The 23,044-nt window shown below is 66.5% G+C and carries 19 protein-coding genes; 10 read left to right on the forward strand and 9 right to left on the reverse strand.

Annotated elements, in window-relative coordinates:
• Together Q0X16_RS00755 and Q0X16_RS00760 are read right to left on the reverse strand one after the other, a co-directional pair.
• The coding region (locus Q0X16_RS00755; protein ID WP_297829598.1) for a TonB-dependent receptor at positions 1-1,918 on the reverse strand (1,918 nt) is incomplete at its 3' end.
• Positions 1,919-1,958: 40 nt separating this feature from the next.
• Complete coding sequence (locus tag Q0X16_RS00760; RefSeq protein WP_297829673.1) at positions 1,959-3,335, reverse strand: transglutaminase domain-containing protein; 1,377 nt, start codon at positions 3,333-3,335, stop codon at positions 1,959-1,961.
• A gap of 311 nt (positions 3,336-3,646) precedes the next feature.
• Here Q0X16_RS00760 and Q0X16_RS00765 point away from each other — a divergent pair, with 311 nt between their 5' ends.
• Genes Q0X16_RS00765 through Q0X16_RS13295 form a run of 6 tightly spaced genes read left to right on the forward strand, consistent with a single transcriptional unit; the run spans position 3,647 to position 11,501 of the window.
• Positions 3,647-4,804 carry a DUF819 family protein gene (locus tag Q0X16_RS00765; RefSeq protein ID WP_297829601.1) on the forward strand — a complete coding sequence of 386 codons (1,158 nt, stop codon included), beginning with the start codon at positions 3,647-3,649 and terminating at the stop codon, positions 4,802-4,804.
• A 21-nt stretch (positions 4,805-4,825) separates the two neighbouring features.
• A complete protein-coding gene (locus Q0X16_RS00770) occupies positions 4,826-6,241 on the forward strand; it encodes an SH3 domain-containing protein (protein WP_297829605.1) in 1,416 nt (471 codons plus the stop codon).
• A gap of 39 nt (positions 6,242-6,280) precedes the next feature.
• Positions 6,281-7,378 carry a dipeptide epimerase gene (locus Q0X16_RS00775; protein WP_297829608.1) on the forward strand — a complete coding sequence of 366 codons (1,098 nt, stop codon included), beginning with the start codon at positions 6,281-6,283 and terminating at the stop codon, positions 7,376-7,378.
• Positions 7,378-8,229 (forward strand): MurR/RpiR family transcriptional regulator, encoded by an 852-nt coding sequence (locus tag Q0X16_RS00780; protein ID WP_297829675.1) that lies wholly within the window; start codon positions 7,378-7,380, stop codon positions 8,227-8,229. The genes Q0X16_RS00775 and Q0X16_RS00780 overlap by 1 nt, the downstream gene beginning before the upstream one ends.
• A 41-nt stretch (positions 8,230-8,270) precedes the next feature.
• Complete coding sequence (locus tag Q0X16_RS00785; RefSeq protein ID WP_297829610.1) at positions 8,271-8,990, forward strand: M15 family metallopeptidase; 720 nt, start codon at positions 8,271-8,273, stop codon at positions 8,988-8,990.
• Positions 8,991-9,023: 33 nt separating this feature from the next.
• Positions 9,024-11,501, forward strand: a complete 2,478-nt coding sequence (locus tag Q0X16_RS13295; protein ID WP_345780272.1) for a calcineurin-like phosphoesterase C-terminal domain-containing protein — start codon at positions 9,024-9,026, stop codon at positions 11,499-11,501.
• A 31-nt stretch (positions 11,502-11,532) separates the two neighbouring features.
• Here the strand turns inward: Q0X16_RS13295 and mtnC are convergent, their stop codons facing one another.
• From mtnC to Q0X16_RS00815, 5 genes are all read right to left on the reverse strand, one after another.
• Positions 11,533-12,231, reverse strand: a complete 699-nt coding sequence (mtnC, locus tag Q0X16_RS00795) for an acireductone synthase (protein ID WP_297829613.1) — start codon at positions 12,229-12,231, stop codon at positions 11,533-11,535.
• A complete protein-coding gene (locus tag Q0X16_RS00800) occupies positions 12,228-12,770 on the reverse strand; it encodes an acireductone dioxygenase (RefSeq protein WP_297829616.1) in 543 nt (180 codons plus the stop codon). The genes mtnC and Q0X16_RS00800 overlap by 4 nt, the downstream gene beginning before the upstream one ends.
• Positions 12,771-12,780: 10 nt before the next feature.
• Entirely contained in the window at positions 12,781-13,419 is a 639-nt protein-coding gene (locus Q0X16_RS00805) for a methylthioribulose 1-phosphate dehydratase (protein ID WP_297829620.1), read from the reverse strand.
• A gap of 80 nt (positions 13,420-13,499) precedes the next feature.
• On the reverse strand, positions 13,500-14,159 hold the full coding sequence (locus tag Q0X16_RS00810; protein ID WP_297829623.1) for a class II aldolase/adducin family protein: 660 nt from the start codon (positions 14,157-14,159) through the stop codon (positions 13,500-13,502).
• A 105-nt stretch (positions 14,160-14,264) separates the two neighbouring features.
• On the reverse strand, positions 14,265-15,848 hold the full coding sequence (locus Q0X16_RS00815) for an amino acid permease (protein WP_297829626.1): 1,584 nt from the start codon (positions 15,846-15,848) through the stop codon (positions 14,265-14,267).
• A 153-nt stretch (positions 15,849-16,001) separates the two neighbouring features.
• Between Q0X16_RS00815 and Q0X16_RS00820 the strand changes: the two genes are divergently transcribed.
• Positions 16,002-16,550 (forward strand): NUDIX domain-containing protein, encoded by a 549-nt coding sequence (locus tag Q0X16_RS00820; protein WP_297829629.1) that lies wholly within the window; start codon positions 16,002-16,004, stop codon positions 16,548-16,550.
• A gap of 42 nt (positions 16,551-16,592) precedes the next feature.
• Here the strand turns inward: Q0X16_RS00820 and serA are convergent, their stop codons facing one another.
• The gene (gene serA / locus Q0X16_RS00825; RefSeq protein WP_297829632.1) at positions 16,593-17,834 is read right to left on the reverse strand and encodes a phosphoglycerate dehydrogenase; all 1,242 of its coding nucleotides are present in this window, start codon (positions 17,832-17,834) and stop codon (positions 16,593-16,595) included.
• A gap of 153 nt (positions 17,835-17,987) precedes the next feature.
• On the opposite strand from serA, the gene Q0X16_RS00830 reads away from it, so the two are divergent.
• From Q0X16_RS00830 to Q0X16_RS00840, 3 genes are all read left to right on the forward strand, one after another.
• Positions 17,988-19,376, forward strand: a complete 1,389-nt coding sequence (locus tag Q0X16_RS00830) for an FAD-binding oxidoreductase (RefSeq protein WP_297829635.1) — start codon at positions 17,988-17,990, stop codon at positions 19,374-19,376.
• A gap of 182 nt (positions 19,377-19,558) precedes the next feature.
• Entirely contained in the window at positions 19,559-20,698 is a 1,140-nt protein-coding gene (locus tag Q0X16_RS00835) for an MraY family glycosyltransferase (protein ID WP_297829638.1), read from the forward strand.
• An 85-nt stretch (positions 20,699-20,783) separates the two neighbouring features.
• Positions 20,784-20,936 carry a hypothetical protein gene (locus tag Q0X16_RS00840; protein WP_297829640.1) on the forward strand — a complete coding sequence of 51 codons (153 nt, stop codon included), beginning with the start codon at positions 20,784-20,786 and terminating at the stop codon, positions 20,934-20,936.
• Between the two features lie 62 nt (positions 20,937-20,998).
• Here Q0X16_RS00840 and Q0X16_RS00845 read toward each other — a convergent pair whose 3' ends face one another.
• A complete protein-coding gene (locus tag Q0X16_RS00845; protein ID WP_297829643.1) occupies positions 20,999-22,813 on the reverse strand; it encodes a DEAD/DEAH box helicase in 1,815 nt (604 codons plus the stop codon).
• Between the last annotated feature and the right edge of the window lie 231 nt (positions 22,814-23,044).

Consider the following 23,044-nt stretch of genomic DNA (forward strand, 5'->3'; position numbering starts at 1 on the left):
TCGGCACGACGTAGTCCACGCCGTTGAGGGTATGGGTGGCCCATCCGTCGAATGCGTAGTAAGTACGTTCGTCGAGCAAGCCGCCGGCCTGCTTGATGTTGATGACGTTGGCCACTGGCAGAAAGTAGCGGCCGATGTTGCCGAACAGCTTCATCGTCTGGTCCCCGCGGACGTCCCAGGAGAACCCGAACCGCGGGGCGATCTGGCTCTTCATCCGGATGTAGCTGTTGCCGGCGGCGTCCTTGTTGTCGAAGCTGTCGTTGCGCAGGCCGAGGTTGAGCACGAGGTTGGGCGTGATCTGCCAGTTGTCCTCGATGTAGAAGGCGGAGTTGGTGGTGGTGAAGACCCCTGATATCTCGTAGCGGCGGGCGCGGACGTAGGCGTCGTAGCCGGCCGGCACGACGCCGCCGTTCTCGATGGTGGCGCCCGGGGTGGTGTCGTACAGGCTGTAATAGAACGCGCCGGGTCCGGCATAGTGGCGGGCGTAGTCCGACGTGTTGCGCTCGTGGTCGAAGCCGAAGCGCAACAGGTGATTTCCGAGTGTCCACTCGAAGTCGATTCGCGATTGCCGGCGCACGTCCTCGCGCTGGTACACGGTTGAATTCGACGTGCAGCCGATCGGCAGGCCCGGATCGTGGATTGCCAGGAAGGCATTGGTGGCAGAAATGTAATTGCAGTCGATGTCGAGCTGGGAACGGTTGAAGGCCTGGCGCGTGTTGCGGCCCGTCATGATCTTCATCGACAGGGCGTTGGTGAGATAGCTGGTCCAGGTCAACGCCCAGTTCTGGCCGCCGCTGTCGCCGAAGACCTTGTTGGTCAGCTGGCCGGTGGTGTCGGTCGCGAAGTCGTAGTCGTAGACGCTGCCGGTGCCCTTGGCCTTGTCGGAGAACGCCATCAGCTGGAGGGAGTTGCTGTCGTTGATGTACCAGTCCAGGTTCACTCCCCAGAAGCCGTTGTTGCCACGGTGGTGGGTCATGATCGATCCGGTGTTGTCGGTGTTCCACGGGGTCGACAGCTGTTGTTCGTACATCGCGAAAATGAACAGTCGATCCCGAACCAGCGGCCCGGATGCCCATACGTTGGTCTTGAGCAGCGCGTCGCTGTCGCGGCTGGCGGTGATGTAGCGGTAGCCCGTGTCGTCGTAGCGGTCGTGCGCCGACGAATGCCAGCGCCGCGGCTCCCAGGTCACTTCGATGCCGCCGTGCAGCTCGTTGGTGCCTGAACGTGCCACCGCATTGATCACGCCGCCGGTGGTGCGCCCGAATTCCACCGAATAGCCGCCGGTCTTGACCTGGAACTCCTGATAGAACGCATATGGGGCTTCGGAAAATCCGTTGCGGTTGTAGAAATCGGTGACGTTCAGGCCGTTGATGTATATCGCGTTTTCCGCGATCGAAGAGCCGCCGAACGAGATGCCGCCGAAGGCGGCATTGCCCTTCACCACGCCGGGAGCCAGCAGGGCGACCGAGCCGACGCTGTGGTCCACCGGCAATCGGGTCAGTTCGTCACGGGTCAGGTTGGTGGCCGATTCGGTGGAGGTCACGTCGATCGTCGCCGCGCTGGCGCCGGTGACGACCACGGAGTCGAGCATGGTCGCACCGCTGCCGACGAAATCGACGGTCGTGGTGGCGCCAAGGCTGACGGTCGCGGCCCGGGTGTCGGAGGAGCCGTCGATGCTGACCCGGTACTCGCCGATCGGCAGGAACGGAATGCGGTAGCTGCCGTTGGCGTCGGCGGTCACGGTTCGGGTCAGGCCGGTTGCCGGGCTGACGATCGTGATCGTCGCCCCCGGCGCGGCGCGGCCCGCTACGGAACCATCGTTGTTGGCCGCCTGTGCCGTAGACACCGCGAATACGGACAGGCCAAGGGCGAGCGCCGTGGCGAGAAGCGTGCGGCGGAAGGCGTGGTTGCGGGTCATGCTCGATCTCCCCATCGATACAAGTTGGTTGGTGGTTGGTTCAGTGGCTGGATTGGCGATTCGGCGCTGGCAGGATTTCCCAGTCGAAGCGGTAATTCATCTGGTCGAAATAGAGGTTGCCGCCATCCCATTCCGCTTCGCCTCTCTGCGAGTCCACGGTGTCGGAACGGAAATGCTGCTTGCGCGGCACGAAGGCGCGACCGAAATCGGAATTGAAGGCGATCCGCCAGTTGTCGAGACCTCCGAGGTAGAACCAGCGCAGCGACTCGTCGCCCGCCCGGTTCCCGTGCAACTGCCCGGTGGTGACGTCCATCGGCACCCAGCCCCACGGCGGCAGATAGACGAAGCCCCAGTCGTGGATGTTGTCGAAGCCGGAGCCGTCGTCCGAGAACACCATCCCGGACTGCCAGCGGGCCGGGATCCCGTTCATGCGCAGCAGGGTGATCAGGAGCAGGGTCTGCTGTCCGCAGTCGGCGTGGCCGGCGTGCAGCGCGTAGTCGCTGATGTTGGAGATCGTCGAATACTCGCGCGCGCCGGCCCAGGGAATGGCGTCGACGGCGGCGAACAGCTTCTGCGCGATCCGGTAGGGGTTGGTTTCGTCGCCGACGATGCGCGCGGAAAATTCGCGCATGGCCGGAGTGAATACGACGTGCGGGGGGCGTTCTTCGACGTAGGGCGCGAGCTCCGGAGTCAGGGCGATGGGCTCGGCGCGGGCGGGATCCAGGATGTGATCCTGGGCGAACAGCGTCAGCTCGTAAGTGACGGAGAACTCCGTCGGTTGGCCGGCCATGGCGGCGCTTTCGAGATATACCGTTCGCTGCGGGACGTACTCCGGCGCGATCGCGTGGCGCTCGGGAGTGCTGGCAACGTAGCGGATGGCTTCCTGCTGGCCCGGGATCGCGAGCGGGTAGGGGATCCAGGCGCGGACGGTCTTGCCGGCCGGCACCGCGTCGGCATCGATGGTGAGAGTTTGCGTCATGCGCAGCCGGATGGGCAGCACGCTCGCGTTTCCGCTGGCCTGGGCAGCTGCGCGAATGGCACGATGCAGGTCGTGCAGGGTTTCCAGCGGGCCGTCGGCGAACGGCACCGGATCGGCCCGACGTGCCCGCGCCTCCGGGCTGAGGCGGATCAGGTTGCCGGCATCGCGGTTGAAGTAACGGACGGCGCCGTCGATGGTCATTCGCTCGAACAGGCCTTCACGATCCCATCGGTCGAATTCCTCCGGGGTCAGATCCGGGATCAACGTGCGCACGCGCGCGGCCAGTGCCTGCTTGTCGAGGGAGAAATCGAGACGGATGCGGCGCATGCGTTCGCGCTGGAACAACAGAGCCTGTCGCTGCCGTGCATCGGTTCCGGGTTTGGCAAGTGCGGCATCGATCGCGGCATTGGCGGCGTCGAAGTCTCCGCGGTCGATCATCTCGACCAGGGCTGGCGGCGCAACGGGCGGCTGCGCGGAGGGCGCTTCACTGCCGATGGCGAGGGCGGGAAGCAGCAAGGCCGTGAGCACGCAGAGCGCGCCGATTCGCGCGCGCGTCCTCTCGCCTGGATCGGCATCTGCTGTCACTATGGTCACCTCCCCGCCGCGACAGACCCTCGGAGATTTTTTAGCACGCAGCGTGTCGAGAGTCAATAAATTATGCGGAAAGAAATTTAATAAATAATGGACTATTCCTTTTTGCGCGAGATTGCGGTTTCATTGTCGCCATTCCTCCGGCTGCGGGATCCGCTGTGATCGACACGGTCTGGCCCTATCTGGCGCTGATGCTGCTGATTGCCGGCGCGTTCCCGGCGCTGGAGCGGCGCACCGGCTGGAAGCTGTTCACGGTGCTCCCGCCGATCGTGCTGGTGTATCTGTCGATCACCGCACTGGCGGTGGCGGGGCTGTGGACGATCAGCCCGCAGATCAAGGAAGCGCAGGGCACGCTGGTCGCGCGCGGGGTTCCCGCGCTGTTGTTCCTGCTGATGGTCAATTGCGATTTGCGCGCGATCTTCCGGCTTGGGCCGCGCGTGCTGGGCGTGTTCGTGTCCACCACCTTCAGCCTGTTCGTCGCATTTGTCGTCGTGTTCCTGCTGTTCCGCCCGTGGCTGGCGGGGAAGGCGTGGCAGCCGCTGGCGGCACTGTCGGGCAGCTGGGTGGGCGGCACCGCCAACCAGATCGCGGTCAAGGAGGCGATCGGCATGTCCGATGAGCTGCTGGGCATGTCGCTGCTGACCGACGCGCTCTGCTATTCGGTCTGGGTGGTGGTGCTGTTTTCGATCGCACGGCTGGCGCCGGCGTTCAACCGCTGGACGGGGGCGAAGAACTCCGGCGACTTGCCGCAGGTCGAGACCCGCGCTTCCGGGCCGCTGCATTGGGACGGTGTGCTGCTGTGGCTCGGTTTTGCGCTGGCGGTGGCGCTGCTGTCCCGGGAACTGGCCGACTTGCTGCCCGCAACCGGCGTCATCGGCGCGACCACCTGGGCCATCCTGCTGGCCACGGGCTTCGGCCTGATGGTGGCGCATACGTCGCTGGCGCGGTCTCCCGGCGCCAGCCAGGTGTCGTCGGCCCTGCTGATCCTGGTGGTGGCCATACTCGCCTCACAGAGCAATTTCAAAGGCATCGCCTCGGCGCCGATGTATGTCCTCGCGGGTGCCTGCATCCTGGCGATCCACGCGCTGGTGCTGGCCGTTCTTGCCAGAATCTTCCACTTCGACCTGTATCTTTGCGGCATCTCCTCGCTGGCGCACGTTGGCGGCGTGGCGGCAACGCCGGTGCTGGCGGCGAGCTATGCCAAGCCGCTGGTTCCGGTCGGCATCCTGCTGGCCCTGCTGGGCTACATCCTCGGGACGGGATTCGGTCTGATGATGGCGGCCATCATGTCGGCGTTGGCTCTGCCGGGGCCGTGAAGCGTAATGGAGTGCAAACCCATGCATGTTGCCCTGTTGTCACGTGCGCTGCTGATCCTGGCCCTTGCCGCGGGGCAGATTTCCGCAGTCCGGGCCGCGGAACGGACGGCCGGGACGCTGCCGCTTCCCGCTTCCGGCGTGCTGGGCGTGGAGGATGCGCAGCTTGTGCCGGACTTCTGGATTGCCCGGCTGGAGCATCCCGACGCGCCGGTATTGACGCCTGCGGAAATCCGGGAGGCCAACGCGCGCCTGCTGCGTCTGGAGCCATCGCTGCACGACCTTGCCGCGCTGCCGCGAACCCTGCCGCGACGGACCGTCCTGGGCTGGATCGATGGCGTCTCCGCCGCGCCGCGTGGCCCGCTGTTCAATGCCGAGGGGCAGCGTTATGCGGACGTGACGATCGCCGGCTGGCGCCAATCGCTGGCGCTGGAGAGGATTCCGGAGCAGGTGACGCCGCGTTTTGGCCTGATCGTCGAACGTGCGCCGCTGCGGGCGTTCCCCACCGAACTGCGTGCGTTCGATGAACCGGGCGATGTCGACATCGACCGGTTCCAGGAAACTGCGGAATTTCCCGGTACGCCGGTCGCTGTCGTGCATGAATCCGCCGACGGACGCTGGCTGTTCGTGCTCAGCCCGCGTTATGCGGCGTGGGTGCAGCGCGATCTGGTCGCACTTGGAACGCGCGCCGAGGTGCTCGACTACGCGTCCCGCGCGCCATTCCGGGTGGTGACCGGTGCGCGCGTGGAATCGGTGTATACGCCGGAGGCTCCGCAGGTATCGCGCCGTGAGTTCGACATGACCACGCGCCTGCCGCTCGCTTCCGGGCTCGCCCCGGATCGGCCGGTGAACGGGCAGACGGCCCAGGCAGCTTGGCCCGTGGTTCTGCCGGTTCGCGGCGAGGAAGGCGCGCTGGCGTTCAAGACCGCGCTGATGCAGAAGAATGCGGATACCGCCGACGGCTATCTTCCGCTGACGCGCGCCAACCTGATCCGGCAGGCGTTCAAGTTCCTCGGCGAGCGCTACGGCTGGGGCCACGACTACGATGGCCGCGACTGCTCGGGGTTCGTTTCGGAAGTGTACGCAAGCATGGGCGTGCTGCTGCCGCGCAATACCAGCCGGCAGGCGATCAGCCCGGGACTTGAGCATCGACTGTTTGGCCCCGCGGATTCGCACGCGGACCGCGTTGCCGCGGCCATGGCGCTTCGGGTTGGCGATCTGGTCTATATCCCGGGCCATGTGATGCTGGTGATCGGCAACCTGCACGGCCAGCCCTATGTCATCCACGACGTGTCCGGAATGCGCTATCGACGCGACGACGGGACGACGGCCGACGTCAAGTTGAACGCGGTATCCGTCACGCCCCTGCTGCCGATGCTTTACGGAGAGAGCGACACTTTCGTCGATCACATGACCAGCATCGTGCGCATCCGCCGCTGACCTGAACATGCAGAAAACCATCTCAATGAAAGGACCCAGATGAAAATCACGGACATCCGCTTCGGCATGCTGCGCGTGCCGCTCAAGACGCCGTTCAAGACGGCTCTGCGTACGGTGGAAGTCGTCGAGGATGTGGTCGTCATGATCGACACCGACGACGGCCGCATCGGCTACGGCGAAGCGCCGGCGACGGCGGTCATCACCGGCGACACCCACGGTTCGATCATCGACGCGATCCGGCATTACATCGCGCCGCGGCTGGTCGGGCAGGACGTGTCCGAGCTCAACCGCATCACACAGCTGATCCAGTCCTCGGTCGAGAAGAACACCAGCGCCAAGGCGGCGGTCGAAATCGCGGTCTACGACCTCTGGGGGCAGCTCTACGGGGCGCCGCTGTACAAGCTCCTTGGCGGCGGAGACCCGGTGATCACCACCGACATCACCATCAGCGTGGACTACATCGACAAGATGGTGGCCGATTCCCTGCGCGCGGTGGAGCGCGGCTTCGAGTCGCTCAAGATCAAGGTCGGCAAGGACATCGGGGTGGACATCGAACGGGTCAAGGCGATCCACGCGGCGGTGGACGGGCGCGCGCTGCTGCGTCTGGACGCCAACCAGGGCTGGACCGCGAAGCAGGCGGTCCACGCGCTGAACACGCTGGAGAGTGCCGGGGTGAAGCTTGAGCTTGTCGAACAACCGGTCAAGGCGCGCGACATCGAGGGCATGCGCTACGTCACCGAGCGGGTGCACACGCCGGTGATGGCCGACGAGAGCGTGTTCGGCCCGCTGGAGGTGCTGGATCTGATCCGGATGCGCGCGGCCGACATCATCAACATCAAGCTGATGAAGACCGGCGGCATTTCCAACGCGATCCGCACCGCCGACATCGCCGCACTGCACGGCGTCGAGTGCATGATGGGTTGCATGCTGGAAACCTCGATCAGCGTGTCGGCCGCGGTCCACGTCGCCGTCGCCAAGTCCAGCGTGATCACGCGGGTCGACCTCGACGGGCCGTCCCTGTGCCTCACAAATCCGGTCGCCGGCGGGGTAATCTTCAACGAATCGGAAATTTCCGTGACGGATGCGCCGGGTCTCGGGATCCGGGAAATCCACGGACTCAAGGAGATCCACGCGTGATGTCGCCCTTGGTCAAGATCCGATCGGAGCGCGACCAGATGTCCGCCGTGGAGCGGCGGATTGCCGATTTCATCCTCGAGAACTCCCACCTGCTGCGGGATTATTCCTCCCAGCAGCTGGCCAACGCGCTCGGCATCAGCCAGTCGAGCGTCGTGAAGTTCACCCAGAAACTCGGTTTCAAGGGCTATCCGGATCTCAAGTATTCGATCGGCGAGGCCATTGCCCGCAGCGGCGACGAGGCTGGATCAACGGTGGAGGGGAGCGGGCGGGCCACGATCGGAAATGCGGCGCAGCTCTGGCAGCGCAAATCCGAAGCCGAGGAGGCGACCCGGCTGATCAATCCGCCCGATTCGGTGCAATCGGCAGCGCGCACGATCGACAAATCCGGGCGCAACGGCAGGGTGTTCCTCATAGGCCTGGGCGAAGACGACATCTACGCACGCGGCTTCGCAATGCGGTTGTCCTTGCTTGGCATCCTCACCGTGCACAACTTCGATACGGCCCGCATGACGGCCAATGCCTCGGCGGCCGGGTCCGGCGATGTGCTGGTGGTGTTCTCGGAACACGGCAATCATCCGGCGCTGACCAAGATCGCACGCTACTTTCGCGAGCGCCGGGGGCTGGTCATCAGCGTCACCCGCCACAGCGCCAATCCCCTGCGTGCCATCGCCGACCAGGCCCTGCTCGTGTCGGCGCACGATGAATTGGCCTACGTGCAGCCGCTGCTCTACCAGTCGGCGCTGCAGCACCTTCTGGATCGCATTTTCATTGCATTGTGCGAAATGAACGACCAGCGCCAGGCGCTGTTGCTGGCCAACCTCGAGCGCATCCAGCAGATGCTGGAACCATGAGTGCGGCTGCCGCCGTGGCGCGGTCGGGTTTGTTTGCGTGGATGGCGCCGACCGCATGGGCCGTTGCAGTGGCTGGATTTTGCGCGACCGCTGCACGGGCAGGCGATGCGCCGATACTGTCGCCTGTCACGACCATGCAGGAAGCGGACCTGGTCGATATCCGATCCCGCATTCCGGACATCGATCTGGACATCCGGTATGCCGGCAACCACAATTTCGTCGGCGTCCCGGTCGAAGGCTATGGCGCGCCGCAGTGCTGGCTCAAGCCCGAAGCGGCCGATGCGCTTGCGCGGGTTGAAGCGGCGCTGCGTGTCCACCGTTTTCGTCTGCGGGTCTTCGACTGCTACCGTCCGGCCCGTGCCGTCGCGCAGTTCGTTCGCTGGATGGCCGACCCGGCCGATCTCCGGACGAAGGACGAGTTCTATCCCGACCTCGACAAGTCCCAACTCGCCGGTACGTACATCGCCCCCGTCTCCGGCCACAGCAGAGGGGCGACCGTCGATCTCACCTTGCTGCAGTGCGATGCGCAAGGCGCCGGTTGCTCTCCTCTCGACATGGGTACGGAGTTCGATTTCTTCGGACCGCGCGCGCACACCGATTCGCCCGACGTGGCTTCCGCGCAGAGAGCGCATCGCCACCTGCTGCGATCTGCCATGCAAGCGCAGGGTTTCGTCAACCTGCCGGAAGAATGGTGGCACTACCGGCTGGAACCCGAGCCCTCGCCGCGGACGTATTACGACGTCCCCATCGCGACGCCTTGAACCGGCAGTGTGGTTCCCGCGCATAATGCCGGGATGCCACGATTCCTTGCATGGATTGCGTTCCTCGGCGCCGCGCTGGCGTTTCCCCAGGCAGGGGCCAACTGCATTCCGGTGACGGTGGAAGCGCCGCTGGCGCTGCCGCGCGCGCAGGGTGGTCTGGCTCCCGGCTGCATCGTCTATCACCGCGCGCCGGCCACGCTGCAAGGCGAGGCCGCACAGGTGCTGGTGCTGGGCGATCCGCAGGTGAAGTCGGAAATGGACGTCGGTTATTTCCGGCGCGACATCGTCGAGCCCATGTTGGGCCGGCAGGCGGCGTCTCTGGGCATCGTGCTCGGCGATCTGGTCGACGATGCGCCGCATCTGTATCCGCAGCTCAAGGCGTTGCTGGATCGGCATGGCGTTTCATGGCTGTATGCCCCGGGGAACCACGACGTCGATCCCGGCGCCGCCGGTGATGACGGGTCGCTCACGCACTTCCATCGCGCCATCGGGCCCGACACGTTCGCCCGCGAAACCGCGTTGGCGAATTTCGTGGTGCTGGACGATGTGGTCGTTCTGCCGAATCAATCGCCGGCCTACGTCGGCGGCCTGCGCGAGGAGCAATTCGAGTTCCTCGAACGATGGCTCCCGACGCTGCCGAAAGACAAGCTGCTGGTGCTGGCGTTGCACATCCCGTTGTTCGAAACGGGGACCCGCGACAGCTTCCGCGGTGCCGATCGCGTGCGGCTGTTTTCCCTGCTCAAGGATTTCCCGCACCTGCTGGTGCTCAGTGCACATACCCACATCCAGCAGCAGCGGTTCCATTCTGCCGCTGACGGCTGGCGCGGCCCGCGGCCGCTGCACGAATTCAACGTCGGCGCCGCCTGTGGCGCTTTCTGGTCGGGCGTGAAGGATGCGCAGGGCATTCCTGCGGCGACCATGGCCGACGGTACGCCCAACGGCTACGCCGTTCTCACCGTGAGCGAGGGCGGCGACTACGCGCTGTCATGGCACGCGGCGCGCGATGCCAGCGACGGCCAGATTGGCCTGCACGCGCCGAAGGTGCTGCGACGGGGCGCCTACCCGGCATGGGGCGTGTTCGCCAACGTCTACATGGGCGACGACGATACCCGCGTGGAATACCGTGTGGACGATGGCCCGTGGCAGCCGATGCGCAAGGTGCTTCAGCCGGATCCGGCGCTGCTGGCGGAGAACGTGCGCGACGACGAAGCACCGTCGTTGCGCGGCTACGATCGCTCGCCCGAGGCCAAGCCGTCGCCGCACCTGTGGCGCGGCGCATTGCCGACCACGCCGACGGCCGGCGAACACCGCATCGACGTCCGCGCATTCGACCGCTGGCGCGGCGAGGTGGACGCCAGCACGACGTATCGGTTGATGGATACCAAGGAAGACCCTTCGGCGCTGCTGCCGTTGCGCTCGCGGGCGGCGCTGGAGAAATACCTCACGTCAAACGCGGGCCACTCCACGCCACTCGATCTGCTGCCGCAGCTGGCGCGCGCCCGCTTCCTGTCCAGCCTGCGTTTTGGCGCGAAGGGACTGGGCGGATTCGATACCGACGATCTGGCAACCGAGCTGACGCCCGTTGAGGTCGAGCGTGTCCTGGCGCTGTTCGATGCCGCCGATTACGCGAAGATGGTGCCGTCGCGCAATCAGCTCGTACCGCCCCCGTGGCACGGCCATGCCGATGCGCCGGGGCGCGTCGAGGTCGGATTCGATGTGTTGTATCGACTGCAACGTGTCGACGACAAGGATGTCGATGCGCTGCGCCGACGTTTCGATGTGCTGTTCGGCGATCTGTCGCATCGGCCTGAGGCGCTGGAAGCGCTGTCCGAGCGCGAACTGGTGTATCTCCTGCGTGCCGTTGACCTGCTGCCGGATGGAATGCTGGATCCGCGCCGCATCGTCATCGACGAGATGCAGCGACGCGGCATCGCCCGGCCCGGCGATCTGCGACGGCTCTACGACGGTCTGTTGCTGGCGCGTCGTTTCGACAAGGCGACAGGCTTCGTCGCCGCACATCCACTGGCGGGCCTTCCCGCAGTGCCAGCCATCGTGGACGCCGTTGGAACGCAGGCGTCCGGGCCCACGGTCTGGCGCATCAGCGCCGACGGCGCAACTCTGGTCCGCACGCCTTTCGACACGGCGGGAACGACCATCTTCGTCACCGCCGGCTGCCATTTCTCCGTCGATGCCGCCGAAGACATCACCCGCGATCCTTTGCTGGGTCCGGTGTTCGCCCGACACGCGCACTGGCTGATGCTGCCGCCTGGGCGCGAGGATCTGGATGCCGTGCGCGACTGGAACCGGCGTTTCCCGGCGGCGCAGGCGGAGCTGATCCACACCAGTGAAGAATGGACGCTGCTTCCCGCAGACTGGCCGATGCCGGGCTTTTACATCGTTCGGGATGGCAAGGTGGTCGAACACATCGTCGGCTGGCCGCGCGATCCCACCGACAACCGAAAGCCCCTGATCGACGCACTGACGCGTGCCGGGTTGCTGGAGACGCGGTAGGCCTCAACGCGGCCTGTTGGCGCGGCTGCACTCATGCAGGGATGGCGATGTCAGCGAAGGATTCGGCGCGCACATGTCCGTTGGACGCTGCGCCGAGGCGTGGCTGCGGATAGTCCTCGCGGCGGTCCAGCAGCACGGTGCGCAGGCCGGCGTCGCGGGCGGCGTCGAGCTCGGCCACCACGTCGGAAAGGAACAGGATGCGTGCGGGGGCTTGCCCGAGCCGGTCGGCGATGGCGCGGTAGCTGGCAGCCTCGCGCTTGCCGCCGACTTCGGTATCGAAGAAGCCGGAGAACAGCGGCGTCAGGTCGCCGGCGTCGGTGTGCGCGAACAGCAGTTTCTGCGCCGGCACCGAACCGGAGGAATACACCGCCAGCGCGTGTCCGCCGGCGCGCCAGGCGCGCAATGCGGGGGCGACGTCGGGATACAGCGGCGCGGTGAAGTCGCCGTCGCGGTAGCCGGAGTCCCAGATCATGCCCTGCAGCGCCTTCAGCGCGGTGTGCTTGCGATCCCGGTCGATCCAGCCCTGCAGCGTCTCCACGATCACCGCGTCCTGGCAGGCGCTGGCGGCAATCTCGATGGCCACCGCGTCCAGCCAGCGGCGCACCTCGGGCTCGTGCCCGTGTGTGCGCACGAAGCCGGGCAGCTTCGCCCGCGCATACGGGAACAGCACGTCCCTGACGAAGGAGATGCTGCTGGTTGTGCCTTCGATGTCGGTCAGTATCGTCGTCATTCGTAGCGCGGAAACTTCTGCGCGATGTCGCTGCCGGTGAAATGGCCGATCCAACCGTCCGGTTCGGTGAAGAAACGGATCGCCACGAAACTCGGCTCCGGCCCCATGTCGAACCAGTGGGTGGCGCCGTCCGGTACCGCGATCAGGTCGCCGGCTTCGCACAGCACCTCAAACACCTTGTCGCCCACGTGCAGCGAGAACAGTCCGGAACCGGCGACGAAGAAGCGCACTTCGTCTTCCTTGTGCGCGTGCTCGTCGAGGAATTTGGCGCGCATCGCCTCGCGGTTCGGGTTGTCGGGCGCGATGCTGACCACATCCACGCTGCGGAAGCCATTGGCCTCGACCAGTCGGTCGATGTCGGCGCGGTAGGCGGCCATGATCGCTTCGGGCGGATCGCCGGGGCGCACGGGCTGTGCGGCTTCCCACTGCTCGAAGGCGACGCCGATTCTTTCCAGTTCGGCGGCGATCGCGGCGCGGTCGGTGGTGCTCAGAATCGGCGCATCGGGCGCGTCGTGGTCGAAGATGCGGAGACGGCTCATCGGATGCTCCTCAACGCGAGCCCAGGCGGCGCATTTCCAGCTCGCAGCCAAGCATGAATTCGAAGGCGTCCAGATGCCGGCGCGCCTCGCTGATGTCGCGGCCCCAGGCGTACAGGCCGTGTCCGGCGATCAGGTAGCCCCAGCCGCCGGACGCGCCCAGTGCGGCATCGACGCTGGCGGTCAGGGCGTCCATGTCCTGCGAGTTCGGCACCACCGGCAGGTCCAGCGTGGTTTCGTGGGTGGTGTGCCCGCGCAGCGCCTTGAACAGTTCGTAGCCGCGCAGACGCACCCGGCCTTCGGCTTCGTAGAGCAATCCGGCGATGGTCTGGGTGGGCGAATGCGTGTGCAGCACCGCGCCGACGTCTGGGTAGCGTCGGTACAGATGGGTGTGCAGCGCGGCTTCGGCGGACGGGCGGTGGTGGGTGGCGACCGCATTGTTGGTCATGTCCACCACCATGATGTCGGCTTCGGTCAGGCGTCCCTTGTCCTTGCCGGAGATGGTGATCGCCGCATGGTTGGCGTCCATCCGGATCGAGAAATTCCCGGCGGTCGCCGGCGTCCAGCCGCGCGCGGCCAGTTCGCGGGTGTGGGAGATGATCTGCGCGGCGCAGCCGGCGTACAGGTTGTGGTCGAAAGCGGTCGTGGTCATCCGCGCATTCTAGGGCGTCCGGCCGACGTGCCACATGGCGGACGGTGCGGCCTTCATGCGACGTTGCCATGGGCGCCGGATCAGTGTGCGCCGGGCTGCTGGCCGTAGGTCTTGAACTTCTCGATGACCCGGGCCATCTCCTCCGGCGACAGGTTGCGGGTCGGGCCCAGCGTGCGCGCCAGCAGGTAGTGGCGGGCGAGATTTTCGACCTCGGTCGCCAGTGCGTAGGCGGCATCCAGCGTGTGACCGAGGGCGACCTGCCCGTGGTTGGCCAGCAGGCAGGCGCGCAGGCCGCCGTGCAGCGTGCGCAGGATGTGTTCCGACAGGGCATGGGTGCCGAAGGTGGCGTAGTCGGCGCAGGGGATGTGGTCGCTGCCGGCAATTGCGACCATGTAGTGGAAGGCCGGGATGCCTTCGCCCAGGCAGGCCAGCGCGGTAGCGTGCGGCGAATGGGCGTGGACCACCGCGCCCATGTTCGCGTGGCTGCGCAGCAGGTCGCAGTGGAAACGCCATTCGCTGGAGGGGAGCAGTTGCCCTTGTGGGCAGGTGCCGTCCAGTTCCAGGTACACGATGTCCTCGGGGCGCAGCGCGTCGTAGGCGCGGCCGGTGGGCGTGATCAGGAGCCCTTCGCCCCAGCGCAGGCTGGCGTTGCCCGAGCGGTTGAGCGACAGGCCGTCGGAATTCATCGAGCGGCAGCAGTCGATCAGCGACTGGCGGGCGGCGCGTTCGGAATCGTGCATGGCGTGAGCGTTTCGCGGGGAAGCAGCGAGGATACTCGTGCCGGCGGCTGCCGAAAACGAAAAACCCGGCGTGGTGCCGGGTTTTTCGCGAACTGCCGCCAGGGATCAGGCGTGCGGGCCTTCGTGGAATGAAGGGGGATCCTTCATCTGCGGGCCGCCTTCCGGGCCGGTGATGCCGCGCGCCAGGTCGCTCTTGCGGTAGCCGTACAGGAAATACACGACCAGCCCGATCGCGCCCCAGACCGGCAGCACCATCTTGGCCTCGAACGGCAGGTTGAAGAACAGGAACACGCAGCCCAGCACCGCCAGCGGCGCGACGATCCAGACCATCGGCGTGCGGAACGGGCGCTGGCGGTTGGGATCTTTGACGCGCAGGATCAGCACCGCCAGGGCCACCATGAAGAAGGCGAACAGCGTGCCGGAGTTCGAAATGTCCGCCAGCTGGCCGACCGGGAACAGGGCGGCGGCGATCGCCACGAAGAGGCCGGTGATCAGCGTCACCTTGTGCGGGGTCTTCCACTTCGGATGGATGTCGGCCAGCTTTTCCGGCAGCAGGCCGTCGCGCGCCATCACGAAGAAGATGCGGGTCTGGCCGTAGAGCATCATCAGGATGACCGAGGGCAGCGCGAGGTTGGCGGCGAGGCCGACCATGTTGCCGACCCAGGAATAGTTGATCTGGCGCAACACGTGTGCCAGCGCCTCGTCCGAGCACACCAGCGGCTGGCTGCCCGCGGCCAGCAGCGCCTTGCACTGGGCCATGAATTCCGGCGAACCCGGCTGCACGCCGGCAGCGGTCGGCTGCGCGCCGATCGCGCCGATCGCGCCCGCGGCGACCAGCAGGTAGAAGACGGTGCAAACCCCGAGGCTGCCGATCAGCCCGATCGGGATGTTGCGCTGCGGATTCTTGGTCTCCTCGGCCGCGGTCGAGACCGCGTCGAAGCCGACGTAGGCGAAGAAGATCGATGCCGCCGCGCCGACGATGCCCAGGCCGGAACCGTTGCCGTTCCCGAACCAGCCATTGGGCGAGAACGGTTCGAAGTGCGCGCTGTTGATGCCGGGAACCGTGATGACGACGAACGCCGACAGCGCGATGATCTTGATCGAGACCAGAACGGCGTTGACGCGCGCGCTCTCGGTGGTGCCGATCATCAGCAGCCAGGTGACGGCCAGCGCGATGATGACGGCGGGAAGATTGAACACCCCGTGGCTGAAGTCGATGCTGAAGCCGCCGGTGAACGACCACGCGGGGCCGGAGGCGAGGAAGGCCGGCAGTTCGAAGCCGGTCCAACTCTTCACCAGGCCCATGAAATAGCCGGACCACCCGACCGACACCGCCGAGGCGGCCACCGCGTATTCGAGGATCAGCGCCCAGCCGACCGTCCACGCCAGCAACTCGCCCATCACGGCGTAGGTGTAGGTGTAGGCGGAGCCGGACACCGGTACCATCGAGGCGATTTCCGAGTAGCACAGCGCCGCCACCGCGCAAACAGCGCCGGCGATCACGAAGCTCCACATCATGCCGGGGCCGGCCTTCTGGGCGGCCGCGGCAGTCAGCACGAAGATGCCGGTGCCGATGATGGCGCCGATGCCGAGCAGGGTGAGTTGAAGGGCGCCGAGCTGGCGCGTCAAAGAATGTTTTTCCGCGGTTTCGAGAATCTTGTCGAGCGGCTTGACGCGCTGGAACAGCATCGGAGGCTCCCCTTTGAGTCGATGGTATCGTTCAGCCACAAGCACGGGCTTGAACCGGGCGACCTTATACGTTCAGGGGGGCATCGCACAAGCGCCGCAGGTCCAGGGCATGGATAATTCCACGCATTCATGTTCTTCGGGCGCGGTGTGACGATGGGAAATGGAACGGATGCCGGGTTCGCGGAAGCGCTGTCCGGCTATGCGCGGCGCTGGCCGGACGAAGCCGCGACGGTGGCGCTGTTCCACGCGCTTCTGGCGGATGCGGAAAACCCGTTCCGGCGCGAACGCCTCGCGGGACATTTCACCGCCTCCTGCTGGCTGGTCAGTCGCAACGGTGCCCGCGTGCTGCTGACCCACCACCGCAAGCTGGGCCTGTGGCTGCAATTGGGGGGACACGCCGACGGCGAGCGCGATCTGGCCGCCGCCGCGTTGCGCGAGGCGGAGGAGGAATCCGGCTTGCCGGGGCTGCACATCGAACCGGAGATCTTCGACCTCGACCGGCACTGGATTCCCGAACACAAGGGCGTCCCGGCGCACTGGCATTACGACGTGCGCTTCGTGGTGCGGGCCGGGTGGGAGGAAGCCTATCGCGTCAGCGCCGAGTCGCTGGATCTGGCGTGGCGCGGGATTGCGGAACTGGCCGAGGACGCCGCGGCAGACGCTTCGGTGCGGCGGATGGCGGGCAAGTGGCTGGCGCGATGATGGCTGTCGAAGCCTTCCCCTCGAAGGGGAATGAGGCAGTCATCAATAAAGCACCCGCGTCCGCAGCGTTCCCGGGATCGCCGCCAGCGCGTCCCGCAGCGCGCTGGCCTGCGCTTCGTCGGCGGCGACGTCGATCACGACGTAGCCGACGTTCGGGTCGGTGCGCAGATACTGCCCGTCGATGTTGAGGGCGTGCTGGCTGAACACGTCGTTGATCCGCGACAGCACGCCCGGGACGTTGCGATGGATGTGCAGCAGGCGCAGGCTGCCGGGGTGTTCGGGCAGCGTCACCTCGGGGAAATTGACCGCCGAGAGCGTGCTGCCGTTGTCGCTGTAGCGCACCAGCTTGGCCGCGACCTCGACGCCGATGTTGTCCTGCGCCTCCAGCGTGCTGCCGCCGACGTGCGGGGTCAGGATCACGTTGTCCAGGCCGCGCAGCGGCGAGAGGAATTCGTCGCCGTTGGCCTTGGGTTCGACCGGGAACACGTCCACCGCCGCGCCGCCCAGACGGCCCGAGCGCAGCGCCGCGTCCAGCGCCTCGATCACGACCACGGTTCCGCGCGCGGCGTTGATCAGATGCGCGCCGGCCTTCATCCTGGCGATCTGCGCCGCGCCGATCATCCATTGGGTGGACGGAGTTTCCGGCACGTGCAGGGTGACGATGTCGGCGCGTTCGAGCAGGTCGTCCAGCCCCGCCGCCGGCTGCGCGTTGCCCAACGCCAGCTTGGTCTCGATGTCGTGGAACAGTACCCGCATCCCGAGCGCTTCGGCCAGCACGCCGACCTGGGTGCCGATGTGGCCGTAGCCGATGATGCCCAGGGTCTTGCCGCGCACCTCGTGGCTGCCGGCGGCCGATTTGCTCCAGCCGCCGCGATGGCACTGTGCGTTCTTCTGCGGGATGCCGCGCGCCAGCAGGATGGCCTGCGCGATGACCAGTTCGGCCACCGAACGGGTGTTGGAATAGGGTGCGTTGAAGACCGGGATGCCGGCCAGTTCGGCGGACTCCAGATCGACCTGGTTGGTGCCGATGCAGAAACAGCCGATCGCGACCAGACGCTTGGCCTGCGCCAGGACTTCGGCGGTCAGCTGGGTGCGCGAGCGCAGCCCGACGATGTGGGCCTCGGCGATCCGCGCCTTGAGTTCGTCTTCCGGCAGCGCCTTGGCGTGGTATTCGATCTGGCTGTAGCCGGCTGCCTCGAAGGTCTCGACCGCGGTCTGGCTGACCCCCTCCAGCAGCAGCACGCGGATGTCCTGTTTCGGAAACGAGGTCTTCGGAGGGGACATGCGGGTGGACATCTGCAGAGGTATTGAAAGCGACTATAGCCAGAACGGCGGCGTTATTGTTGCGCTGCGTCATGCTATTTTGCACCCGGCATATGCCGGCGGAGCACGGATAACCGCCGATCGTTCCGACCCTTGACAGCCTGAGTTGCCGCCATGTCCGATTCCCACCTCCTTTCGCTGCAGGCCGCACTGCCGACGCTACGGCTGCTGACCGATGCGGCCGACCTGGAGCACTACGGGCGCGACTGGACCCGGCGCTGGGCGCCGGCGCCGATGGCGATCGCGCTGCCCGACAGCGTGGAGGAGGTGCAGGCCATCGTGCGCTGGGCCAACGCCGAGAACATGGCGATCGTGCCTTCCGGCGGCCGGACCGGGCTGTCGGGCGGGGCGGTGGCCGCGCGCGGCGAGCTGGTGGTCAGCACCGCCCGGCTGAACCGGGTGCTCGGTTTCGATCCGGTCGACCGCATCCTTGCCGTGCAGGCCGGCGTGCCGCTGCAGCGCGTCCACGAGGCGGCGCGCAGCCACGGTCTGCAGTACCCGGTGGATTTCGCGGCGCGCGGCTCCTGCAGCATCGGCGGCACTCTGGCCACCAACGCCGGCGGTATCCGGGTGGTGCGCCATGGCAACACCCGGCACTGGGTCGCCGGTCTGAAGCTGGTGACCGGCAGCGGCGAACTGATGGATCTGGGGCGTGGACTGGTCAAGGATTCCAGCGGCTACGACCTGCGGCATCTGGCGATCGCTTCCGAAGGCACGCTGGGCATCATCGTCGAGGCCAGCCTGCGCCTGACCGATCCGCCGCCGCCGACCAGCGTGATGCTGCTGGCGCTGCCGTCCTTCGAAGCCCTGATGCAGGTCTTTGCGGCGTTCCGGGCGCGACTTGAGCTGCAGGCGTTCGAGTTCTTCACGGATCTCGCCTTGAAGCACGTGCTGGCGCATGGCGCCCAGCCGCCGTTCGCGCAGGCGCATCCGTTCTACGTGGTGACGGAATTCGCTTGCGACGCCGCCATTGAGGCCGGTGCGCTGGCGGCGTTCGAGCAATGTCTGGAGCAGGGACTGGCCAGCGATGGCGTGCTTGCCGCCAGCGAGGCGCAGGCGGCACAGCTGTGGCGGCTGCGCGAAGGCATCACCGAAAGCATCGCCAGATATCTTCCCTACAAGAACGACGTCGTGGTGCGGGTGTCGGCGATGCCGGCGTTCCTGCGCGAGACACAGGCGCTGCTGGCCGAGGCCTACCCGCAATTCGAAGTGGTCTGGTTCGGCCACATCGGCGATGGCAACCTGCACATCAATGTCCTGAAGCCGGAATCCATGGCGCAGGACGCCTTCGTGGCCGACTGCGAAAACGTGACCGCGCTGCTGGCGCAGATCCTGCAGGCGCATGGCGGCAGCATATCCGCCGAGCACGGCATCGGGCTGGTCAAGAAACCGTATCTGTCCTGCACCCGCAGCGCCGCAGAAATCGCGGCGATGCGCGGGATCAAGGCGGCGCTGGATCCGAAAGGGATCATGAATCCGGGAAAGGTGTTCGATGCGGAGTGAAGCGCTTGCGGTTGTCGCTGACCGGCATCGACGATTGGACTAGAATCGGAACCCACGTCGGATCAGGCGTGGACGCGTTTGGTCTGCTGGCGTGCTGTTCATGGCGCGCGACGACGCCGGTTTGGCCGACGTTGTCCGGGTTTGCTCCGATGAAGTCGCGATGCGAATCGCGGGGGTCTTGCGTGCTGAAAGGGTTCGATCCTGTCGCTGCCATTCTGGCATTCCTGATCACGGCGGGGGTGATGTGCCTGCTGCGGCCGGTCGCGCATCGGTTGGATCTGCTGGATCATCCCCAGGGGCGCAAGGATCACGCCGCGCCAACGCCCGTGACGGGCGGCCTTGCCATCTTCATCGGTTGCGTGGCCGCCTTCTTTCTGTTCCAGAGCTCCGCCAGCGATGGACTGCGTGCGTTCAGCGCTGCGGCCCTGCTGCTGGTCGTGGTGGGGCTCTGGGACGACATGCGCGACGTGCGCTGGTACTGGCGCATCCTGGCGCAGGTGGTCGCGGCGCTGATCATCATTTTCTGGGGCGGCGTCCGGGTAGAGCAGATCGGTCCGGTGTTCGGTCTGCCGGAACTCTCGCTGGGCTGGCTGTCGGTGCCATTCACGGTGTTCGCCACGGTCGGCATCATCAATGCGATGAACATGATCGACGGTGCCGATGGGCAGGCGGGGCTGCTGGGTCTGGCCGCCCTGGCAATGCTGATGATGGCTTCCCTCTACGCGGGCAACACGCTGCTGGCCGAACGGGTATCGGTGCTGGCAGGTGGACTGGCGGGATTCTTGATCTGGAACCTGCGCCTGCCGTGGCGACCGCGCGCCAGCGCTTTCCTCGGCAATGCCGGCAGCGCCTTGCTGGGTCTGGTCATCGCCTGGGTGAGTTTCCGACTGACCCAGAACCCGGGGCATCCGGTGAATCCGGTGCTGGCGCTGTGGCTGCTGCCGATCCCGGTGATGGATTGCCTCGTGGTCAGCGTGCGGCGGATGCGTCAGGGGCGTTCGCCGTTCTTCGCCGACCGCAGCCACATCCACCACATCCTGCAGGATGCCGGTTTCGGGCCGACCCGCGCCGCCCTGCACCTGACCTGGTTCAGCCTGCTGTGCGGGTTGGCGGTGGGGCAGGCGATGCGCATGGACGTCCCCAATCCCGTGTTGCTGGCGTTGTTCGTGTTGCTTTGCCTGGGGTGGTACGCACTGACCAGTCGGCGGGAACGGGCGGTGGCGTTGTTCAGCAGGCTTCGGCGCGCGCACCCGGCGCCGGCGCGTGCGGAGATCGAACCGCAGGCTGCGCCCGTGCCCGAACGTTCCGATCGCTCAGCATGAGGAAATCGGCAGCGCAGCTCAAGAAGGTTGGCAGGCAACGGCATTGGGCGTTGTCGTGCGGTTCCAGGCCGTTGGAATCGACCGTATGAGTTGGATCGCAATCGCGCTGCTCGTCGTCGGCGTCTGGCTCGCGATCAAGGTTGTCGATGCGCTGCTCAAGCTGGCGTTCTGGGGCGTGGCGCTAGTGGGTGCCTACTGGTTCCTGGCACCGCTGATGGATTGGCCCTGGCCGTTTTGAGCGGATCCGGAAGGGGTTTTCGACGCGGTTGAACGCGGGAAAATGCGGCCGGAACCCCGGTCTCAACCGTCGCGTGGTTTGCGTCCGCGTGGGCTAGGCGGGCGGCGTTTGCCCGCGCCGGCCGCGCGGTCGTCATCGGTGGCGGGGCGCATCCGCAGCGGTTGGCCGGCCACGCGCACTTTCTTCAGGTGGGCCAGGAGCTCGTGCGGCATGCCTTCCGGCAGATCGACCAGCGCATGGTCGTCGCGGATGTCGATGCGGCCGATGTAGCGGCTTTCCAGATCGGCTTCGTTGGCGATCGCGCCGACGATATTGCCTGGCTGGACGCCGTGCCGGTGGCCAACTTCGATCCGGAACGTCTGCATCGGGAAGTCGGGCGCGGGGCGTTCGCGGGGCGGGCGCGGCGGCGATGCCTGCCGCGGATGGTCGCCTTCCTGACGTGCCTTTGGGCCTGCAGCATCGCGGAGTCGGCGGCGGGCGTCTGGCTCGGGCCCGTCGTCGCGATGGCGGCGGTCCTGCGGAGGCTGGAACGTCCGCTCCGGCTGGGCCGGCTGCGGCAGCAGCAGCGGCGTCTTGCCTTGCACGAGCTTGGCCAGGGCCGCCGCGATTTCCGCCATCGGAACGTTCCGTTCGTTCTCGAAGCGCTCCACCAGTTCGCGGAACACCGTCAGGTCCTCGCTGCCGAGCGCGGCATCGATCTTTTCGAGGAACTTCGCCACCCGGCGCGCGTTGACCGCATCGACGCTGGGCAATGTCATCGGCTCGATGGTCTGGCGAGTGGCGCGTTCGATCGCGCGCAACATGCCGCGCTCGCGCGGAGCCACGAACAGGATCGCCTCGCCGCTGCGGCCGGCGCGCCCGGTCCGGCCGATGCGGTGGACGTAGCTTTCGGTGTCGTAGGGGATGTCGTAATTGAGGACGTGGCTGATGCGCTCCACGTCCAGCCCGCGGGCGGCGACGTCGGTGGCGACCAGTACGTCGATCTGGCCGTCCTTGAGCCTGCCGATGGTGCGCTCCCGGGTTTTCTGTTCGACGTCGCCGTTGATCGCCGCCGCCGAGAATCCGCGCGCCGCGAGTTTGTCGGCCAGTTCCTCGGTAGCCTGCTTGGTCCGTGCGAACACGATCATTGCCTCGAACGGCTCGGCCTCCATGATCCGGGTCAATGCGTCGAGCTTGTTGATGCCGCTGACCATCCAGTAGCGCTGGCGGATCCCGGCGGCGGTGGCGGTCTGTGCCTTGATCGCCACTTCCACCGGCTCGCGCAGATGGGCCTTGGCGATGCGCCGGATCGGCGCCGGCATGGTGGCCGAGAAGAGGGCGACCTGGCGGGTTTCGGGGGTGCTTTTCAACACCGTCTCGACGTCATCGATGAAGCCCATGCGCAACATTTCATCGGCTTCATCGAGCACCAGCAGGCGCAGTTGCGACAGGTCCAGGGTGCCGCGCTGGAGATGGTCGATCACCCGCCCCGGCGTGCCGACCACGACGTGAACGCCGCGCCGCAGCGCGTGCAGCTGGGGGCCGTAGCCCTGGCCGCCGTAGATCGGCAGGATCTGGAAGCCGGGAATGTGCTTGGCGTAGGTCTGGAACGCTTCGGCGACCTGGATCGCCAATTCGCGCGTCGGCGCCAGCACCAGCACCTGCGGCTTGCCCGGCGTCGGATCCAGGCGTGCCAGCGCGGGCAGGGCGAAGGCGGCGGTCTTGCCGGTTCCGGTCTGGGCCTGGCCGATGACGTCCTTGCCCGCCAGAAGCGGCGGAATGGTGGCCGCCTGGATCGGGCTGGGCGATTCGTAGCCAACGTCGCGCAGCGCGGCCAGCAAGGGTTCGGGCAGGCCGAAGGCGGTGAACGGGGGCAGCGGGTCGTGATCGGCGCTCATGGTGCCTTGGGGCGAAATCGCCGAAGTCGGACGTGCGCGCATTCTACCCGGGTCGCGGTTGGCGGCCGTGATCGGACGCCGGACGTGGACGGCTGGAGCTTGCTCCCCCAGCCAGTACCCGCGACCCGGACGGGCCGTCAGTTCGGGAAACACCCCGGCGGCAAGACGCCGATCCGCGTGCTTCTCAAACCGTCCACTTCAAGGATCCAGGAATCCCGGCGACTGTCGAGA

Origin of the sequence: Thermomonas sp. (genome assembly GCF_025993755.1) — a bacterium.
Classification (GTDB): domain Bacteria; phylum Pseudomonadota; class Gammaproteobacteria; order Xanthomonadales; family Xanthomonadaceae; genus Thermomonas.

Coding starts and splice junctions, on each gene's coding strand:
- Q0X16_RS00760 (WP_297829673.1), bottom strand. CDS start 3,335: ATGATCGACCGCGGAGACTTCGACGCCGCCAATGCCGCGATCGATGCC.
- Q0X16_RS00770 (WP_297829605.1), top strand. CDS start 4,826: ATGCATGTTGCCCTGTTGTCACGTGCGCTGCTGATCCTGGCCCTTGCC.
- Q0X16_RS00775 (WP_297829608.1), top strand. CDS start 6,281: ATGAAAATCACGGACATCCGCTTCGGCATGCTGCGCGTGCCGCTCAAG.
- Q0X16_RS00780 (WP_297829675.1), top strand. CDS start 7,378: ATGTCGCCCTTGGTCAAGATCCGATCGGAGCGCGACCAGATGTCCGCC.
- Q0X16_RS00785 (WP_297829610.1), top strand. CDS start 8,271: ATGGCGCCGACCGCATGGGCCGTTGCAGTGGCTGGATTTTGCGCGACC.
- Q0X16_RS13295 (WP_345780272.1), top strand. CDS start 9,024: ATGCCACGATTCCTTGCATGGATTGCGTTCCTCGGCGCCGCGCTGGCG.
- mtnC (WP_297829613.1), bottom strand. CDS start 12,231: ATGACGACGATACTGACCGACATCGAAGGCACAACCAGCAGCATCTCC.
- Q0X16_RS00800 (WP_297829616.1), bottom strand. CDS start 12,770: ATGAGCCGTCTCCGCATCTTCGACCACGACGCGCCCGATGCGCCGATT.
- Q0X16_RS00805 (WP_297829620.1), bottom strand. CDS start 13,419: ATGACCACGACCGCTTTCGACCACAACCTGTACGCCGGCTGCGCCGCG.
- Q0X16_RS00810 (WP_297829623.1), bottom strand. CDS start 14,159: ATGCACGATTCCGAACGCGCCGCCCGCCAGTCGCTGATCGACTGCTGC.
- Q0X16_RS00815 (WP_297829626.1), bottom strand. CDS start 15,848: ATGCTGTTCCAGCGCGTCAAGCCGCTCGACAAGATTCTCGAAACCGCG.
- Q0X16_RS00820 (WP_297829629.1), top strand. CDS start 16,002: ATGGGAAATGGAACGGATGCCGGGTTCGCGGAAGCGCTGTCCGGCTAT.
- serA (WP_297829632.1), bottom strand. CDS start 17,834: ATGTCCCCTCCGAAGACCTCGTTTCCGAAACAGGACATCCGCGTGCTG.
- Q0X16_RS00830 (WP_297829635.1), top strand. CDS start 17,988: ATGTCCGATTCCCACCTCCTTTCGCTGCAGGCCGCACTGCCGACGCTA.
- Q0X16_RS00840 (WP_297829640.1), top strand. CDS start 20,784: ATGAGTTGGATCGCAATCGCGCTGCTCGTCGTCGGCGTCTGGCTCGCG.
- Q0X16_RS00845 (WP_297829643.1), bottom strand. CDS start 22,813: ATGAGCGCCGATCACGACCCGCTGCCCCCGTTCACCGCCTTCGGCCTG.